Source organism: Blautia sp. HCN-20427 (assembly GCF_037890365.1).
Classification (GTDB): domain Bacteria; phylum Bacillota; class Clostridia; order Lachnospirales; family Lachnospiraceae; genus Blautia.
Map to the genome: position 1 here is coordinate 93,849 of NZ_JBBKBX010000004.1, position 16,445 is coordinate 110,293.

Genomic DNA, 16,445 nt, shown 5'->3' on the forward strand with positions numbered 1-16,445 from the left:
TGGGACAAATAGCAAGTCCCATTCCCATTTCGGACATAGCCGGATTTTCTGGTTCATATAGTAAGACAAAGAAGCATCCCAACTTTTTCGGGGGATTTTTATGAAACGTGCCTTTTCTTTTCTTCCTTTTATTCTTTTTTTCTGTCTGCTCCTGTTCTTTCCCAGGCAGTCCCTTCTGGGGGCAAAGACCGGGCTGATGTTGTGGTTCTTCACACTCCTGCCCTCCATGCTGCCCTTTCTTATCCTGTCCTCTCTGTTTGTGCACCTGGAGGTTTTGGAGAAACTCTTTGGCCGGGGCGCTTCTTTCTGGCGCAGGGCATTCGGACTTTCTCCCCAGGGAACTTACGCCCTCTTTATGGGGATTTTCTGCGGTTATCCCATGGGAGCCAAAGTCACGGCTGATTTGTACCGAGGCCAGCGTATTACCAGACAGGAGGCTGATTATCTGCTGACCTTTTCCTGTCATCCGGGCCCCTCCTTTCTCTCTGCCTATCTCTGTGTGGAAATTCTCGGAAGGGAAGACGTGACCGGATGGACTTATCTGGTGATTTACCTGTCCTCTTTTCTGTGTTCCCTGATGTTTCGCCCTTCCCGCAGGCGACAGTCTGTACCGGAAACCCCGGCTGTTTCTGCACCTTTCCGGGAAAACTTAAAAAAAGAGACATCCGCCTCCCTGTCTCTGGGAGAAGCCCTGGATGCCTCTATCTTAAATGCATTCCTATCCATCACCAAGCTGGGAGGATATATGATTTTGTTTTCAGTTTTACAAAGTTTCCTGAAGACATGGCTTCCAGCAGTTCCCTGTATCCGTTATCCGGTACTGGGACTTATGGAAATCACCACCGGGCTTTCTGCTCTTTCCCAAAGCCGGCTGCCCTTTTCCCTGCTCTACATTCTCACCGTATCCTTTACTTCATTTGGCGGTCTATGCGTAGCAGCCCAGACAAAATCCATGCTGGCCGATACAGATTTGTCTCTTATCCCTTATCTGAAAGGAAAGCTTTGCTGTCTTACCATTACTCTGGCTCTGACCTTTTTCTTAGTCGAAGTCGTCAAAGTCATCGTCTAAATCATCATCGTAATCATCCGGTTCATAGGAATCCGCCTGTGCAGGGGACGGTGCTGCAGCCTCTTCCTGTACAGGCGCACTGCCGCCCTGTGTAAGCTGCGGAGAAAGCTCTGCACGGTTCTGTTTGATAACATCTACAGAAGCCTGCAGGGTACGGACAAATTCATTGTACTTAGCAGCCGCATCCTCTAACATAGAAGAAGCAATCTGTCCCATATTTGCCATCATTTCATCCGTATAGGAAACTGCGCTGAGCCGCAGATTGTTTGCGTCATTGGTTGCTGCATCAATGATAGCCTGTGCCTGCTGGTTTGCACTGTTTACAGTCTCATTGGCCTGTGCATACGCCTGCTGCATGACTTCAGATTCTTTTACCATTTCCTGTACCTGTTTCTTGGTATCTTCAATGATATTATCTGCCTTTGCCTGGGCGTCCTGCAGAATTGCATCCTTGTTGCTGATGATTTTCTGGTATCGTTTAATTTCATCAGGAGTTTTCAGACGCAGTTCTCTTAAAAGTTCTTCGATTTCTTCTTTATTCACAATGATTTTCGTTGTGGATAAAGGCTGATATTTACAACTCTCTACATATTCTTCAATTTCTTCAATAATCTGTTCAATTCTGCTGCTCATTTCTTAATTCTCCTTATCGTATCTCATTCTGTTTTTTCCGAATGTCTGTTTCTGTATTTTTCTTCCACCCTCTGCACCACATATTCCGGCACAAATTTGGAAATATCCGCCCCAAAAGAAGCTGCTTCCTTTACCGTGGTGGAACTTAAATAGGCATACTGGAGACTGGTAGTCAAAAACATGGTGTCGATATCCATTGCCAGTACCCGGTTTGTCTGCGCCATCTGCAGTTCATATTCAAAATCTGTAATTGCCCGCAGACCGCGGATAATAACCTTTGCTTCGCAGCTCCGTGCAAAATTCACGGACAAACCGTCGAAAGACTGCACCTTTACATTTGGTATGTCTTTTGTTATATACTCTAATATATTAACACGTTCCGCAACAGAAAACAACGGACTTTTTGCAGAATTATTCAAAACTGCCACGATTACCTCGTCGAAAAGCTCTGCCGCCCTTTTTATAATATCTAAATGTCCATAGGTCGCCGGGTCAAAGCTTCCCGGATAAATTGCTCTTGTCATTTTGGTGCCTTTCTTATGAAAACATGCTGATTTGTCTTATACTGTTTCACTTTTTCCGTGAAAAATCCGTACTCTTCCAGATAATCGAATTTTGTAGAAAGAGAAGCTTCCACAATAATCCGTGTGTTCTCATCCACACAGGCTGCCCCGCGCAGCTGCTCCAGTACCTGCTTCTCCAGTTCCCTGTCATAAGGAGGGTCCATAAAAATACAGTCAAAAGGCTCTGCCTCCTGCAGAGAAGACAGAACACCAAAAACGTCCTGGCTGTATACCTGGGCTTTGGACGCAAGTCTGGTAAATTTCAGATTCTCCTCTATAACAGCGGCTGCTCTTCTGTTTTTTTCAATAAAGGCACAAAAGTCTGCCCCTCTGCTTAAAGCTTCAATCCCAATGCCCCCGCTGCCTGCAAAAATATCCAGAAATCTGCACTGGCAAAGATAGGGCTGCAGCATATTAAACAGCGTCTCTTTAATACGGTCTGTGGTGGGGCGGGTCTCCAGCCCCGGAATGGTTTTAAGCGGCATACTTTTTGCACTGCCTGCAATTACTCTCATATCTTCTGTCCTTTTTTCAAAGTATCACATTTAACGATTCAGGCGATAATCCAAATCGCCCTGGTCCAGTCCCAGAATCAGGGACTCTGCGGTTGCAATATTGGTCGCAATGGGAATGTTGTACTGGTCGCAGCATCTGGAAATCTGATACACGTCCGGCTCTTTTGCATCTATCATAGCCGGATTGTAGAAAAAGATTACCATATCAATATCGCCGCGCTCAATCATTTCCGTAAACTGCTTATCTCCGCCCATGCTTCCCGGAAGGAATTTGTGAACCCGAAGATTTGCAGCTTCTTCGATACGCCTTCCTGTGGTTCCCGTAGCATAGATTTCATGTTTTGCCAGTATATTTTTATAGGCAATACAAAAATCCTCAATCAGGGCTTTCTTACTGTTATGTGCTATAATTCCAACGTTCATCTACATCAATCCTTATTTTTTATAATAGCAACAATGCCGGGTTCTGTACCACCTGGTATTGTAGTCCAGAGTCATTATAGCAAAAACACCAAGTTTTTGCAATTATTTTTTGTCCATTTATACACTTTTTACAAAAAGTCTAATGCTTTCACCTCATAAATGCTCTGATTATGAAACTCGATTTCATATTGTAATACAATTCACAAAATTTGTCAAAACTTGAAAGAACTTCTAGGCTAAAATCTTTTCAAATTCACATAATAGCATTGTAACACAAAATCATATTTCAAAGGAGGAACAAAAAATGTCTAACAACAATTCTTCTTCAAACAGAGCAGCTGTACCAGAAGCAAAAGGAGCCTTAAACCGTTTTAAATATGAAGTAGCCAACGAATTAGGTGTACCTCTTACAGACGGATACAACGGAAACCTGACTTCCAAACAGAACGGTTCCGTAGGCGGTTATATGGTCAAAAAAATGATTGAAGCACAGGAAAGACAGATGAGCGGAAGCGGCTCTACACAGCAGTTCTAAAAGAACCATTCCTGCTTTCACGGAAAAGAGGGCTTTTTACAGGTCCTCTTTTCTTTGTGCAAATTTCCAATATTTTCCTCTGGACATTTCTTTTTCAGGGGTGTATGATAGGAAATACAAAAACATACGTTTCCCTTTCAAATGTCTGTTGCTTCCCGGTATGCAACGAAAAGATACCCGGGCTCAAATGTCCGTTGCTTCCTGGTATGCAACCCAAAGATAACCAGGCTCAAATACAGCCCCTTCTTAAAGCATATCCAAAATCATATCAGTCCAATCAAATCTTAGGAGAATCTATGACAAATCATCATTTTTATTTCATTTCAGACGAGTATTTTCAAAAATTTCACGACCGATACCTAATGCAAAACAAAGAATCCACAAAAGAAAAGAGCCACAACCGCCCCTGCTACTGTGCTTTTCAGGACAGACAGCACCCGGAGCTCTACTGGTTCATTCCTTTTTCTTCCCAGGTGTCCAAATTCCGAAAAGTATACAAAAGCAAACTGGCCCGGTACCAGCGGTGCAATACCATTGTATTCGGCCAGGTGCTGGGACATGAAAAGGCTTTCCTGATTCAAAATATGTGTCCGGTCACCAGACGCTACATCACCATGGAATACATGGATTCCGCCTCCCAAAACCCTGTACAGATTTCCCACAAAACCCAGCGGCAGCTTCTGAAATACGCCCGTGAAGTTATCGAACAACTTCGCCGGGGCAACACTTCTCTTATTTTTCCCGACGTACTCTCCATCGAAAAGCAGCTTCTGAAAGAAGTGCAGCAGGAAGTCCAGAAAAAAAGAACCTCTTTTACAACAAATCATAAAAGAAGTTCTCTCCCTGTTTCAAAAAAGCCTGTCTTATAAGTCTATTTTTCTTCCACCTTCTACGAATTCACCATTTACTACATAGTAAGCAGCGTTTTCTTCCGGTTTTACATAAATCTGTACGTCTTTAATGTCACTTTCTTTTTTACCTGTCTCTGCTACCCATGCTTTTCTCACATTTGCCTTGATGATTTCCGTATCCAGTTCTTTTCCCGCAAACTGTAAAAATACGCTTTCCTTTGCAGCAGCCGGTGTTGTCTTTGCAGTTCTCGTCTTTGTGGCAGTTGCTTTTTTTGCAGCCGCTTCCTTCTTTGCCGCCCCTCTTTTTACCGGCGCTTTCTTTGCAGCTGTTTCGGTTTTTGTTTCTTCTGTCTTCGCTGGAGTCGTCTTTACAGCGGCAGCCTCTGCTGCAGCCTTTGTGGTTGTCTTTCTAACTGACATTTCTATCTCCTCCTTCGTCACTTGCAACTTTAAATGTCCTGTTTATGATACCTCTTTTGCTAAAAACTTTCAAGTTTTTTTCATTGAAAAAGCAGTCAAGCCACCCTTCTACACCATAGTCTCCCATTTTTATGTTTTATAGTTTATTTCGAATCCCCTGCATTTTCAGGTCCAATTCCGCACTTTGATTTGCACAGTACAATAATTCCTCTGCCAACTCCCTCTGCAAGTCATCTGAAAGATTTTTCTTATATCTGATTTTATGCTCCAGACTTGCCCAAAAATCCATAGCGATTGTCCGAAGCTGTACTTCTACTTTCATATCCCGCTTCTCATCTTTAAGAAAAATCGGCACCGAAATAATTAAATGTAAAGAACGATATCCGTTTGGTTTCGGATTTTTAATATAGTCTTTCATTTCTATAAGCGTAATGTCGTCCTGCTTGAGCAAACAATCTGCCAACATATAAATATCTTCACAAAACGAACATATGACTCTTACTCCTGCAATGTCATTGATGTTTTCCTCAATCGCATCTATAGACAGCGGAATATTCTTATCCCTAATTTTGTCTCAACTTCCATAATCGCGCAGCGATAATACGCCATTATAGTGTCTCTTGGTTGCATATTTTTATGAATCAAATCCATAACTTCATCTGACATAAGATGTTTCATCGCAACTTGCGGTGCTCTGTTTTGTAGTATTTTCTTAATCTCCATATTGTAATTCTCCCACTCTCTTCAAACATTTTGAAGATGTTTGAATGGATACTTATAATGATTCAAAACTCTTTTTAGGCACATACGTAGCAATCTCTCCCTTTTCGTTTTGCCTGATATAATAGTTCATCTGCTTTTTCTATCAGTTCAAAGATATCTTCCCCATTATAATAAACCGTATATATTCCCATACTGACCGTCAATCGGTCAGACACTTTCGACTTCTCATGAGAAATATGTTTATCTGCCAGATTCTTTCTGACTCGCTCTGCCATATCCTTGGCACAGTCTGCTGTTGTTTCCTGAAGTATCACAAGCATCTCTTCCCCGCCGTATCGTATCACCAAATCTTTTTTCCGAACAGATTCCGCCAGAATCTCTGCAAGTGCTTTAATCCCATTGTCTCCTTGCACATGTCCATAATAATCATTGTACTGTTTGAAATAATCAATATCCATCATAAGCAGGGTCAAGGGCTTGCCCGCCAGTTTCTTTTTATTTTTTCTCATGTACCTTGTCAAATACTCACGGTTATGCAATTTGCTCATAGGGTCGGTATAGCTCTTTTTTCGCCATTTTATCAGCCAAAATACAATATCCGCTAATATCATAATTCCTATGACGCTTATAACTGCAATGATGATTTTTCTGATTTGATGCTGTTCCGTCAAAGAATAATACTGATGAACTTTTTCCGAATATTCCATATAATCCGTACCTAACTGCTGATTTTTGAGTTCAATCACCTCCACATATTGTTCACGGGTTTCGATATATGCATTCATATTATTTTCCTGCATATAAATATCTGCCATATCAGAATAAGCATTTTTTTCGAGTCCGAGCCCCGCATCTGCTGAACGTGTGACAATCTGCCGATATAACTCCAATGCTTCATCAAATTTTCCCTGTTCCTTATACAATCTTGCATAGGAATAATCCAAATACACATCCTTATTCAACGAATATTCCACATCATCTGTGTTCAGCAACTCCTTTGCAGCCTCCAGTTCATACTCTGCCTGTTCAAGATTGCCCTCATTCATATACAGCTGTGCTCTCAGATTTCCCCACAGAATTTGGATATCATCTTTCTGGGATTCCGGTATTTTAGGTATCAGTTCCCCCAATTCATCCAACACAGAAAGCACTTTTTTATGCTGTCCCAGTTCAAGATATGCGGCTCCTTCATTGACCAAAGCAAGACTGGCATCCGCCAACAAATCATCATCCTCTCTCTTTTGGAAAATCTCCAAAGACTGCTCATAATATTCGATTGCTGTTTGATACTGTTCCAACCCATAAGCATTGTCTCCAAGCACTGCCAAAAATTTTGACATATATTTGGAACGATTGGGAATCAGAGGAGAGGATTCCAATAACTCAAGTCCACGCCAACAATATTGTAAAGCAACAGAATAATCCCCGTCTATCGAATATAATTGTCCAATATTTCCATACAGCCTAACCTTGCTTTCCGCTTTCAGTCCCTTCACATTTGTCACATACTCTTCTAAAAGTCTGGCACCTTGCTTGTTATTCTCTTGGTTTTCCAAAAATATGGATGCAATCCTCCAGCATAAATCAACATTATTTCTATACTCTTTTGATTGCGCCATATAATTCAACGCTTTTTGACTGTTTTCTGCGAAATCTTCTGTTTCTCTTTCATCATATTGAAGCGATTCATTCAGTAGAACGTATGTATATATTTTGATAAAATCATCGTCTTGTTCTTGAATCCTTTCCGCTGCTGACATAAACTCTTTCGCCGCCGTTCCATAATCCCCCTGTGCATAAGCAGTTACTCCTGCCAAAAAATCATGCTGACTGTTTTCTTCTGAAGACTGAAGATATGTTTTTATCTCATTATATTGTTTTGTTTTTATTTCTTGCCCTTCTACCATAATCTTTGCATAAGCCAAAAGAGATTCTGTTTCACTCTCATGCGGTTTCCTGATAAGCAGAACAATTACCAACAACATTACTATTCCTACTATCAAAAATCTAATTTTCTTTACCATTCGTATCTCCTGGCAATTTTTCATTCATTTTGTATACTCCCTCCATTTGTCACAAGCCCGGTGTTTCTATTCGATTTTTCGTATAGGACTGCAGACAGTCCCTAAGACGGGCGTTCTGCGGAAGAGACAAATCCCTGTCCAGTGCCAGAATAGAACCTGCAGCTTCACTGGCCTCTTTCAAAATCTCTGCGTCCTGAAAGATGTCTGCAAGCCGGAATTCCAAAAGACCGCTTTGCCGTATTCCAAACAAGTCTCCCGGTCCTCTCAGCCTTAAATCTTCCCCTGCAATATAGAAGCCATCATTGGACTTTACCAGAATCTCCAATCGCTCCTTCGTCTCTGCGTCCTGTCCTCCCTGTACAAAAATACAGTAGGACTGGTGTTCGCCCCGCCCTACCCGGCCGCGGAGCTGATGAAGCTGTGCAAGCCCAAAGCGTTCTGCATTTTCCACCATCATCACAGTAGCATTGGGCACATTGACTCCTACTTCAATAACCGTGGTAGATACCAGCACCTGGATTTCATTGGCTGCAAACTGTTCCATGATTCTGTTTTTTTCTGCTGCTTTCATTCTCCCATGGAGATAAGCCACCTGAATATTTCCGGGAAGCGCTTCCTTTAATTTCTGGCTGTAATCCAGTACATTTTCCGCTTCCAGCCCCTCACTCTCTTCTACCATGGGACAGATAACATAGACCTGCCGCCCCTCCTGTACCTGTTTTTGAATAAAGCTGTATGCTTTTGGCCGATAGGATGTATCCACTACGCAGTTTTTAATGGGAAGTCTTTTTGCGGGAAGTTCGTCCATAACAGAGATATCCAGGTCTCCGTAAAGAATAATCGCCAACGTTCTGGGAATGGGCGTAGCACTCATAACCAGCACATGGGGCTTTGTTCCTTTTTTCGACAAATTCTCTCTCTGTCCGACCCCAAAACGGTGCTGTTCATCTGTAATTACAAGGGCCAGATTTTCATAAATAACCTTTTCCTGAATCAAAGCATGCGTTCCTACAACAAGACGTGCTGTTCCGGATACAATTTTTTCATATCGTTCCCTTTTTTCCCTGGCTGTATTAGAACCTGTAAGCAGCACAGCTTCAAAAGGCATCCCCTGCTTTTCCAGCAGTTTACACAACTCCTCATAATGCTGTCTGGCCAGCACTTCCGTAGGCACCATAAGCGCTGCCTGATACCCGTTTGCCGCTGTCAGTATCATAGAAAGAAACGCAATGATCGTCTTTCCGCTTCCCACGTCTCCCTGTACCAGTCTGGACATCCGTGTGTGTCCAGTCATATTGGTTTCAATCTCGTTCCAAACACGCTTCTGTGCATTGGTCAAAGGATATGGCAGATTTTCTATCACATTTTCAGTCTCCCACACTGGTTTCATGGCAAAGGCATTCCGGGAATCCATATTTTTTTCTTTCATCATGCGGACAGACAGAATAAAAAACAGAAATTCATCAAAAACCAGCCTTTTGCGCCCTATGACCAAATCTTTCTTATCTTTTGGAAAATGCGTATGGGACAAGGCATAATTGTATTCTGCCAGCTGATAATGATTCCTATATTCCTCCGGCAGATATTCTGCTGTAATTTCCCGGCTGTCCAGAATCTGATGCATGGTCTTGACCATGAGTTTGTTCGTCAGACCCTTTGTCAGACTGTATACCGGATACAGGGTATGAAGCCTAGCCTCATAATCCTCTCTGCCAAAGATTTCCGGCTGTTCCATGGTGAGCCGCCCACCCTTTTTCACAACGATTCCACGAAAAATATAAAGTCCCCCTGACCGCAGAGTATTCCTAAGGAACGGCATATTATACCAGGTTAGTTGCAGACTGCTTCTCTCATCCCGCAGGGAAACCGTCACTACAGTTCTTTTTCCGGTATTGCTCATACCTACTCTTCCTGCAATCCGCCCCAGAACGGCTGTTTTCTTTCCCTCTTCTGCCTCCGATACAGATACCGGTTCTTTATATTCATCATAATCTCTGGGATAATACCGCAAAAAATCTCCCACTGTGGCAATCCCCAGTTTTGTGAAAAGCTTTTCTGTTTTTTCCCCAATTCCTTTTATGCTTCGTATGCTGTCCTGCTCTCTCATATTCCTCTGCTCCTACTGCCTTTTCTCTCTGTGTTCTGTCCGGCTTTGTCTTGCCGTACAGGAAAAGGCTGCGGCACACACGGTATGAAACACACCGCTCTGTGCCGCAGCCCCGTTTTCTTACAGGGGTTTCCAAAAGTTTATTCCACGGAAACAATATAGTAGTAAATTGGCTGTCCGCCGTTATGAATTTCAATATCAAAATCAGGATACTGCTCTTCCAGACGTTCTGCCAGATGTTCTGCATCTTCTTCGCTTACATCCTGTCCATAGTATACACTGATAATTTCTGAATCTTCATCTGTCATTTCCTGCAGGGCCGCTACAGTAATATCTTCAATACCGGTTCCCACTGCCAGAAGGCCATGATCGCCGATTCCCATAATATCCCCCTGACGGATTTCCTTGTCATCAATCTTTGTATCACGGACAGCATAAGTAATCTGACCAGTCTTTACATTTCCCACTGCTTCCATCATTTCCTCTGTATTCTGTTCTACCGCCTTATCCGGTACATAGGAAATCAAGGCGGTAATTCCCTGAGGAATGGTCTTGGTCGGAATGACAATGATATTTTTGTCCTCAGTCAAATCTCTGGCCTGATTTGCTGCCAGAATAATGTTCTTATTGTTTGGGAAAATGAAAATATTCTTTGCATTGACCCGTTCAATAGCCTGCAGCACGTCTTCGGTACTGGGGTTCATGGTCTGTCCGCCCTCAATCAGGTAATCCGCACCCAGTTCTTTAAAGATTTCTCCCATACCGGCTCCAACGGATACGGAAATAAAACCAACCTCTTTTTCCGGTTCTGCCGCCGCCTGCTGTGCAGCCATTTTTTCTGCTTCTTTGATAACCTTTTCGTGATGTTCCAGACGCATATTGTCAATCTTCATGTTGGATAACTGTCCATACGTCAGAGCCCGCTGGATTGCCTCACCAGGATCGTTGGTATGTACATGGACTTTGACAATCTCATCGTCCGCTACCACAACCAGAGAATCTCCAATAGACATCAGATATTCTTTAAACTCGTGCTCGTCTTTTTCCGTAAACTGCTTTTCCAGCATAATGATAAACTCTGTGCAGTATCCGAATTTGATATTGCTTTCTTCTGCAGAAACCGGCTTGCCTGACACGGCTGTTTTGGGTTTTTCAAAATTTAAGTCAATTTCTTTGCCCATATATCCGTCAAAAGCGCCCTTCAATACTTCCAAAAGACCCTGTCCGCCGGAATCCACTACGCCTGCTTCCTTCAGCACGGGAAGCATGTCCGGAGTTCTGGAAAGCACCAACTCTGCCTCTGCAATTACATCGGTAAAGAAGGTTTCCAGACTGTCACTTTCTCCGGCAATTTCCAGGGCTTTTTCTGCCGCCCCTCTTGCCACAGTCAGAATGGTTCCTTCTTTTGGCTTCATAACCGCTTTATACGCAGTCTCCACACCTTTTTCAAACGCTCTGGCAAAAATAACAGCGTCTACGGTATCGTAATGTTCGATGACTTTTGTAAATCCTCTTAAAAGCTGAGAAAGAATAACACCGGAGTTTCCTCTTGCACCTCTTAAAGAACCGGAAGAAATAGCCTTTGCCAAAGCTTTCATACTGGAATCAGACAGCGCGCTCACTTCGGAGGCTGCTGACATAATCGTCAGAGTCATATTGGTTCCGGTATCTCCATCAGGAACCGGAAAGACGTTCAATTCATTAATCCACTCTTTTTTCGCTTCCAGATTTTTTGCCCCGGAAAGGAACATTCTGCCAAGCATCTTCGCATCAACGGTATTGGTATTCAAAACAAGTTTCCTCCTTATTAATCAATTACTCTTACGCCTTCTACGAGGATATTGATTTTCTCTATAGTCAGGCCTGTAAATTCTTCTACTTTGTACTTCACGTTGCTGATTAAGTTGTCAGAAACGGCTGAAATACTAACTCCATAGGCAACAATCACATGAAAGTCCAGAGTAATTTTGTTATCGGCAATGGTGACATTGATTCCATGCTTCAGGCTGTCTCTTTTTAATAATTTTACAAGTCCGTCTTTCATGCTCACGGCAGCCATACCTACAATCCCAAAACATTCTACTGCTACACTGCCCGCATAAGTGGCAATCACATCGGTATCAATCATAATTTTTCCTAATCCTGTATCAACAAATCCATTCATGCACGGATACCTCCATACTTTTTTATAATATGTATTCTACCATATCTTTTCCAAAAACGAAATAATAATTTAAATTTTTTATAATTTTACTTGCAAAAGTGTATATCATCTGCTAAAATAGTCAGTGTTGTGAGTTTGTTACACGGACTTATTATATATTTAAGGAGGTGCTACCATGGCAAAGTGCGCAATTTGTGAAAAAGGTGCTCATTTTGGAATCAGCGTGAGCCATTCTCATAGAAGGTCAAACAAAATGTGGAAATCCAACATCAAATCTGTAAAAGTTAAAACAGACAACGGAAACGCAAAGAAAATGTATGTTTGTACTTCCTGTTTAAGAAGTGGTAAAGTGGAAAGAGCTTAATACTGATTGACACATTGACAGACCTTGTCGAAAAGACAAGGTCTGTTTTTTGTTTGTTTTAAAAATGGCAGCTGCAGAACAGATTGTACCCTATCAGCAGGCACAAAGCTGCCACAACCACCATGAAGAGCGTCTTGGGAAAAATCAAAGCAATAAACAGTCCCATTCCGAATGCAAACAGAAACAATCCACATACACGGCTCATGCTCTGCTCTCCTTTGCCTTTTCCCTATTAGTATATGCAAAGCCGCTTCCTTTCTATTCTGTTTTCCCTGTTTCCTGGGCTTTGTCTTCTGTTTTTTCCTCTTTTTTTTCTTCGGTATGAATCACAACTTCAGATTCTTTCTTACCCTCTGTAAATTTATTCAGGAAATCCGGCACCATATCCAAAACCTTAGTAAGACCGTCCTGATTCTTGATATTCACCAGTTTTGTCACACCGCCGGAAATGACCAGCACCGCACTGGGAGAAATCTTTCCTCCCATAGCGCCGCCGCCGTTGTTTTTCTTTTCTTCGGCAAAAGCACCTGCCCCTACGCCAAAAGAAACATCCACCAAAGGCAGAATAATGGTATCTCCCACGGTAATCGCTTCTCCTACCACTGTTTTTGTAGTAATAAAGCTGTCCATTCCCTTAAACAAAGATTCTACTGTAGTCCGAAAATTATTCTCTGCAGCCATGTCTGCTTCCTCCTTAAAAATATGTTCTTATTTTTTTCACCAGATACCGGATATCCCGGCTCCAAAACAGGTTCCATGCCAGAAGCACAAAGTGAATTCCGTAAATCCGCCCCTTAATACCGATTCTTCCCTGGAAAAGATTTCGGTCAAAATAAGGTTCTATGGTAAAGTGTTTCCCATAAAGAGGGTAAAATATGCCCGCCGCGCCCAAAAGTTCACCGGCCAGACACGGATCTTCCAGTCCAAATTTCACATGTCCCTCCACTTTGCCGGGACGTATGCGGCGAAGAAACTTCTTTACTTCTGCAAAAAGCAGTGACTTTCCATTTTGAAACTGTTCTGATTTCAAAAGTTTTTTGATGGATTCCATTTTAGCACAGATTTTCTTCCATGTTAACCGGAAATTTTTCAGTGCTTTGAAAAATCTGCTTGGCAGCTCCCACATTTTTTTCAGAAAGTTCCATGCTTTTTTTAACCATGACTCCCTTGGGGGAGTGTGCTTCTGCTTTTTTTGTTTGTTCTCCTCTGTTGTTTCCGGCTTAGGTTCTGTTTCCTGCGCCTTCGCTTCCGTCCTTGGAGGTTGTTCCTGCGCCTGTTCTTTTGATGCTTCTGCGAGAAAAGAAACAGTGTTTTTGCTGTTTTTCCTGCGCTCCCGTCTTTTTTCCAGGGGAATTCCAAACAGTCTCACCGTACATTGCATTTCCCCGGTGCTTCCGCTGTAGGTTCCCTTCACAGATACCAGATGAAAAAGCCAGGATATCTTTGCCGTTCCTCTGCATCCTGCCTCATCTTTTTCCCCTTGTATCCCATAGCCTACCGGACAGAACAGCAGAGAGAATATGAGCAGCAGAAGCAGTCCCAGAAGTATCAGCAGAAGGATACCCACTGCTTTTAAAATTCCCAGTAAGATATGTAGCACAATCATAATGTCACCTGCTGCTCTCCTCTCCAATCTGATGTTCCAGCCACTGCCGCACCTGGGCTGTACCGGTCTGTTCGTATGTTTTTCGCACCAGCATTTCTGTCATCTCCAGGGCTTCCCCATAACCTCGGCAGAGTCCTATAATCAAGGGACAATGTTTTCTTCTGGCTCTTTGCTTCAGTTCATTGGCCGAAAAAATATCCAGCTGGTTCCTTGGATTGGATGCCAGGGTAATGAGATAAACATCCACCACCCCTGCGCCCATACTGATTTTCCGTATCAGCTGTTTTTTCTTCTTTCTTGCATTATCACCAACATACAGTTTCTTATACCAATTCAACATAACGATTCCTTTTTTTCCTTTTTCAAACGCTCCTCTAAAGCCTCTGCCACGGTTTCCAGAACCTTGATTCTGGCATAGTATTTTTGATTTCCTTCCACAATTATCCATGGCGCCTGTGAGGTAGATGTACGGATAATCATTTCATTGACGGCCTCCTCATAGAGATCCCATTTTTCCCTGTTCCGCCAGTCTTCCTCCGTAATTTTCCACTGTTTCTTCGGATTTTCCATTCTGGCATCAAAGCGCCGCTTCTGTTCTTCCTTGTCAATCTGCAGCCAGAATTTCAGCACAATGGCACCCCCATGAACCAAAGACTCCTCCATTTCGTTGATTTCCCGGTAAGCCCTCTGCCATTCTTCTTTTGTACAAAAACCTTCAATTCGCTCTACCATAACTCTGCCGTACCAGGTTCTGTCAAAAATAGCAATATGTCCGGCTTTGGGCATATTTCTCCAAAATCGCCAGAGATAGTGATGGCTTTTCTCCAAATCACTGGGAGCAGCCGTAGGGTTCACCACATACCCTCGGGGGTCCATAGGTTCTGTCAGACGTTTAATGGCTCCGCCTTTCCCAGCCGCATCCCAACCTTCAAACCCCAGTACTACCGGAATCCTCCTGCGATAAATTTCACTGTGAAGAAGTTCTATGCGGCTCTGCAGTTTTTTCAATTTTTGTTTGTATTCCTTTTCTGTATAAGAAAGAGATAAATCCACCTTACTCAAAACCGAAGACACCAACGAACATTCCGGCAGCACACTTGGCGCTCCATCGTCTGTCTTTGTATTTTTTTCTTCTTCCTTTTTCTTAGCCCGCACCGCCTCTTCCAGACGGCGGATAACCTCTGTGTAAATCTTTACAGTAGCAAATCTCCGGTTCTCTGCCTCCACAATAACCCAGGGCGCACAGGCTGTTTCTGTCTTTTCCAGCATTTCTTCATTTATACTTTTATATCTGCGGTAATTCCTGTTTCTCTTTTCGTCCTGCCTGCTGACCTTCCAGGCGGTTTCTTTTGAACCCAGCATTTTATCAAACCGTTTTCTCTGCTCTTTCTGGCTGATATAGAGAAAAAACTTGATAAGCACATTGCCGTCGTCTGTCAGAGTTCGCTCAAAACTATTAATTTCCTCGCAGGTATGCAAAAACTCTTTTTCCGGAAAGTTTTTTTCAAACCGTTCTGTGGAAAGCCGCCTATACCAGCTGGTATCAAAAATAGCAATTCTTCCCTTCTCCGGAATCTTTGTCCAGAATCGCCAGAGAAAGGGGTGCAGTCTTTCCTCTTCGTTTGCCTCCTTAATGGCAAAAACCTGAAACCCTCTGGGGTCTAACGGGTGAATCAGATGATTAATCTGTACCCCTTTTCCAGAGGCATCCAGTCCTTCAAAAACAAGTATGACCGGAATCCCCAGGCTTCTGCACTCTCTCTGCAGGCCGGCCAGCCGCTCTTTTAGACTATCTATGCCTTCCTGATAAGCTTCCTTTGTCATTTTCTTTGTAAGGTCAATCTGTTCCAGCATATTTCTTCCTCCTTTTGCACCTTTGCCAAAAAGGCTGCCGCACGAAGCATGCACTCCCGAATGTGCCGCTCATGGGACAGCCCTGATTAGAAATACTTCCGATTTCCCCACAGATTTGCTTTTTTCAAATCCAGGTATTCACTATAAGCCTTTTCCAATATCTGCTTTTCATTTGAAAAACGTAAAAGATGGTAAGCTTCATGGAATTTGTAAAAACCGGAGTCCACAAAATACTCTTCCCTCTGAGGCCTGCTGTAATAGCTTCCGGCAGACATCAGATACCAGTAGACATCCTTTTCTACAGTATCCTCCGGTATGCAAAAACTATACTGACTTTTTCCTACATATTTAATAATATTGGCATTTACTCCGGCTTCTTCCCTGACTTCCCTCAGCGCCGTATCCTTATAGTCTTCGCCCTCCTCTACGGTTCCCTTGGGCAGTACCCAGCCTTCGTATTTATGCTTGTAGGACTTGTACAAGGTCAGTATTTTTCCTCGATATATTACCACCCCGCCACAGCTTGTTGCTTCAATCATTTTGCACAATCCTCCTGCTTAAAGCACCTACGGTGCCTGCGTTGTGTTTCTTTAT

At 42.9% G+C, this 16,445-nt stretch carries 21 protein-coding genes; 4 read left to right on the forward strand and 17 right to left on the reverse strand.

All coding sequences use genetic code 11. The features are described from left to right. Positions 1-100: 100 nt before the first annotated feature. On the forward strand, positions 101-1,069 hold the full coding sequence (locus WKT17_RS03560; RefSeq protein WP_173749132.1) for a sporulation protein: 969 nt from the start codon (positions 101-103) through the stop codon (positions 1,067-1,069). Here the strand turns inward: WKT17_RS03560 and WKT17_RS03565 are convergent. The 4 genes from WKT17_RS03565 to WKT17_RS03580 are packed head-to-tail and all read right to left on the reverse strand — an operon-like array spanning position 1,040 to position 3,203. After that, positions 1,040-1,702: an ATPase gene (locus WKT17_RS03565; protein WP_173749133.1), complete on the reverse strand. Its 663-nt coding sequence runs from the start codon at positions 1,700-1,702 to the stop codon at positions 1,040-1,042. The two genes, WKT17_RS03560 and WKT17_RS03565, sit on opposite strands and share 30 nt — an antisense overlap. A 23-nt stretch (positions 1,703-1,725) precedes the next feature. Then, complete coding sequence (gene coaD / locus WKT17_RS03570; RefSeq protein WP_173749134.1) at positions 1,726-2,226, reverse strand: pantetheine-phosphate adenylyltransferase; 501 nt, start codon at positions 2,224-2,226, stop codon at positions 1,726-1,728. After that, the gene (gene rsmD / locus WKT17_RS03575; protein WP_173749135.1) at positions 2,223-2,780 is read right to left on the reverse strand and encodes a 16S rRNA (guanine(966)-N(2))-methyltransferase RsmD; all 558 of its coding nucleotides are present in this window, start codon (positions 2,778-2,780) and stop codon (positions 2,223-2,225) included. Before rsmD ends, coaD begins: the two co-directional genes overlap by 4 nt. 30 nt (positions 2,781-2,810) lie before the next feature. Beyond that, a complete protein-coding gene (locus tag WKT17_RS03580; protein WP_173749136.1) occupies positions 2,811-3,203 on the reverse strand; it encodes a methylglyoxal synthase in 393 nt (130 codons plus the stop codon). Between the two features lie 304 nt (positions 3,204-3,507). On the opposite strand from WKT17_RS03580, the gene WKT17_RS03585 reads away from it, so the two are divergent. Both WKT17_RS03585 and cptIN read left to right on the forward strand, forming a co-directional pair. Beyond that, positions 3,508-3,738, forward strand: coding sequence for an alpha/beta-type small acid-soluble spore protein (locus WKT17_RS03585; protein ID WP_173749137.1), 231 nt, complete (start codon positions 3,508-3,510; stop codon positions 3,736-3,738). A 296-nt stretch (positions 3,739-4,034) separates the two neighbouring features. Beyond that, a complete protein-coding gene (gene cptIN / locus WKT17_RS03590) occupies positions 4,035-4,607 on the forward strand; it encodes a type III toxin-antitoxin system CptIN family toxin (RefSeq protein ID WP_173749138.1) in 573 nt (190 codons plus the stop codon). Here cptIN and WKT17_RS03595 read toward each other — a convergent pair. The 7 genes from WKT17_RS03595 to WKT17_RS03620 all read right to left on the reverse strand — a co-directional run bounded on the left by WKT17_RS03595 (position 4,602) and on the right by WKT17_RS03620 (position 12,027). Beyond that, entirely contained in the window at positions 4,602-5,009 is a 408-nt protein-coding gene (locus WKT17_RS03595; protein WP_294541744.1) for a DUF6465 family protein, read from the reverse strand. The two genes, cptIN and WKT17_RS03595, sit on opposite strands and share 6 nt — an antisense overlap. 136 nt (positions 5,010-5,145) lie before the next feature. Continuing rightward, positions 5,146-5,577 (reverse strand): hypothetical protein, encoded by a 432-nt coding sequence (locus tag WKT17_RS03600; protein WP_330678953.1) that lies wholly within the window; start codon positions 5,575-5,577, stop codon positions 5,146-5,148. After that, on the reverse strand, positions 5,547-5,732 hold the full coding sequence (locus WKT17_RS16305; RefSeq protein WP_330593655.1) for a hypothetical protein: 186 nt from the start codon (positions 5,730-5,732) through the stop codon (positions 5,547-5,549). Before WKT17_RS16305 ends, WKT17_RS03600 begins: the two co-directional genes overlap by 31 nt. A 74-nt stretch (positions 5,733-5,806) precedes the next feature. Continuing rightward, complete coding sequence (locus tag WKT17_RS03605) at positions 5,807-7,756, reverse strand: diguanylate cyclase (protein WP_340271848.1); 1,950 nt, start codon at positions 7,754-7,756, stop codon at positions 5,807-5,809. Positions 7,757-7,805: 49 nt separating this feature from the next. Beyond that, the gene (recG, locus tag WKT17_RS03610) at positions 7,806-9,863 is read right to left on the reverse strand and encodes an ATP-dependent DNA helicase RecG (protein WP_294541739.1); all 2,058 of its coding nucleotides are present in this window, start codon (positions 9,861-9,863) and stop codon (positions 7,806-7,808) included. A 140-nt stretch (positions 9,864-10,003) separates the two neighbouring features. After that, positions 10,004-11,653 carry a DAK2 domain-containing protein gene (locus WKT17_RS03615; protein WP_294541737.1) on the reverse strand — a complete coding sequence of 550 codons (1,650 nt, stop codon included), beginning with the start codon at positions 11,651-11,653 and terminating at the stop codon, positions 10,004-10,006. A gap of 17 nt (positions 11,654-11,670) precedes the next feature. Then, positions 11,671-12,027: an Asp23/Gls24 family envelope stress response protein gene (locus tag WKT17_RS03620; RefSeq protein ID WP_173749144.1), complete on the reverse strand. Its 357-nt coding sequence runs from the start codon at positions 12,025-12,027 to the stop codon at positions 11,671-11,673. Between the two features lie 175 nt (positions 12,028-12,202). Between WKT17_RS03620 and rpmB the strand changes: the two genes are divergently transcribed. Beyond that, a complete protein-coding gene (gene rpmB / locus WKT17_RS03625) occupies positions 12,203-12,391 on the forward strand; it encodes a 50S ribosomal protein L28 (protein WP_173749145.1) in 189 nt (62 codons plus the stop codon). A gap of 58 nt (positions 12,392-12,449) precedes the next feature. Here the strand turns inward: rpmB and WKT17_RS03630 are convergent, their stop codons facing one another. The 6 genes from WKT17_RS03630 to WKT17_RS03655 all read right to left on the reverse strand — a co-directional run bounded on the left by WKT17_RS03630 (position 12,450) and on the right by WKT17_RS03655 (position 16,390). Continuing rightward, complete coding sequence (locus tag WKT17_RS03630; protein WP_173749146.1) at positions 12,450-12,596, reverse strand: hypothetical protein; 147 nt, start codon at positions 12,594-12,596, stop codon at positions 12,450-12,452. Positions 12,597-12,649: 53 nt separating this feature from the next. Next, positions 12,650-13,072 (reverse strand): GerW family sporulation protein, encoded by a 423-nt coding sequence (locus WKT17_RS03635; protein WP_173749147.1) that lies wholly within the window; start codon positions 13,070-13,072, stop codon positions 12,650-12,652. Positions 13,073-13,085: 13 nt separating this feature from the next. After that, positions 13,086-13,997 carry a DUF2953 domain-containing protein gene (locus WKT17_RS03640; RefSeq protein ID WP_226853566.1) on the reverse strand — a complete coding sequence of 304 codons (912 nt, stop codon included), beginning with the start codon at positions 13,995-13,997 and terminating at the stop codon, positions 13,086-13,088. A 4-nt stretch (positions 13,998-14,001) separates the two neighbouring features. Further along, complete coding sequence (locus WKT17_RS03645; RefSeq protein WP_173749148.1) at positions 14,002-14,337, reverse strand: hypothetical protein; 336 nt, start codon at positions 14,335-14,337, stop codon at positions 14,002-14,004. Beyond that, positions 14,331-15,851 carry a polyphosphate:AMP phosphotransferase gene (gene pap / locus WKT17_RS03650; RefSeq protein ID WP_173749149.1) on the reverse strand — a complete coding sequence of 507 codons (1,521 nt, stop codon included), beginning with the start codon at positions 15,849-15,851 and terminating at the stop codon, positions 14,331-14,333. The genes WKT17_RS03645 and pap overlap by 7 nt, the downstream gene beginning before the upstream one ends. A gap of 86 nt (positions 15,852-15,937) precedes the next feature. Further along, positions 15,938-16,390, reverse strand: coding sequence for an NUDIX hydrolase (locus WKT17_RS03655; RefSeq protein ID WP_173749150.1), 453 nt, complete (start codon positions 16,388-16,390; stop codon positions 15,938-15,940). Between the last annotated feature and the right edge of the window lie 55 nt (positions 16,391-16,445).

Coding starts and splice junctions, on each gene's coding strand:
- WKT17_RS03645 (WP_173749148.1), bottom strand. CDS start 14,337: ATGTTGAATTGGTATAAGAAACTGTATGTTGGTGATAATGCAAGAAAG.
- WKT17_RS03595 (WP_294541744.1), bottom strand. CDS start 5,009: ATGTCAGTTAGAAAGACAACCACAAAGGCTGCAGCAGAGGCTGCCGCT.
- WKT17_RS03605 (WP_340271848.1), bottom strand. CDS start 7,756: ATGGTAAAGAAAATTAGATTTTTGATAGTAGGAATAGTAATGTTGTTG.
- pap (WP_173749149.1), bottom strand. CDS start 15,851: ATGCTGGAACAGATTGACCTTACAAAGAAAATGACAAAGGAAGCTTAT.
- WKT17_RS16305 (WP_330593655.1), bottom strand. CDS start 5,732: ATGGAGATTAAGAAAATACTACAAAACAGAGCACCGCAAGTTGCGATG.
- WKT17_RS03630 (WP_173749146.1), bottom strand. CDS start 12,596: ATGAGCCGTGTATGTGGATTGTTTCTGTTTGCATTCGGAATGGGACTG.
- coaD (WP_173749134.1), bottom strand. CDS start 2,226: ATGACAAGAGCAATTTATCCGGGAAGCTTTGACCCGGCGACCTATGGA.
- WKT17_RS03580 (WP_173749136.1), bottom strand. CDS start 3,203: ATGAACGTTGGAATTATAGCACATAACAGTAAGAAAGCCCTGATTGAG.
- WKT17_RS03655 (WP_173749150.1), bottom strand. CDS start 16,390: ATGATTGAAGCAACAAGCTGTGGCGGGGTGGTAATATATCGAGGAAAA.
- rsmD (WP_173749135.1), bottom strand. CDS start 2,780: ATGAGAGTAATTGCAGGCAGTGCAAAAAGTATGCCGCTTAAAACCATT.
- rpmB (WP_173749145.1), top strand. CDS start 12,203: ATGGCAAAGTGCGCAATTTGTGAAAAAGGTGCTCATTTTGGAATCAGC.
- WKT17_RS03640 (WP_226853566.1), bottom strand. CDS start 13,997: ATGATTGTGCTACATATCTTACTGGGAATTTTAAAAGCAGTGGGTATC.
- WKT17_RS03560 (WP_173749132.1), top strand. CDS start 101: ATGAAACGTGCCTTTTCTTTTCTTCCTTTTATTCTTTTTTTCTGTCTG.
- WKT17_RS03565 (WP_173749133.1), bottom strand. CDS start 1,702: ATGAGCAGCAGAATTGAACAGATTATTGAAGAAATTGAAGAATATGTA.
- cptIN (WP_173749138.1), top strand. CDS start 4,035: ATGACAAATCATCATTTTTATTTCATTTCAGACGAGTATTTTCAAAAA.
- WKT17_RS03620 (WP_173749144.1), bottom strand. CDS start 12,027: ATGAATGGATTTGTTGATACAGGATTAGGAAAAATTATGATTGATACC.
- WKT17_RS03635 (WP_173749147.1), bottom strand. CDS start 13,072: ATGGCTGCAGAGAATAATTTTCGGACTACAGTAGAATCTTTGTTTAAG.
- WKT17_RS03585 (WP_173749137.1), top strand. CDS start 3,508: ATGTCTAACAACAATTCTTCTTCAAACAGAGCAGCTGTACCAGAAGCA.
- recG (WP_294541739.1), bottom strand. CDS start 9,863: ATGAGAGAGCAGGACAGCATACGAAGCATAAAAGGAATTGGGGAAAAA.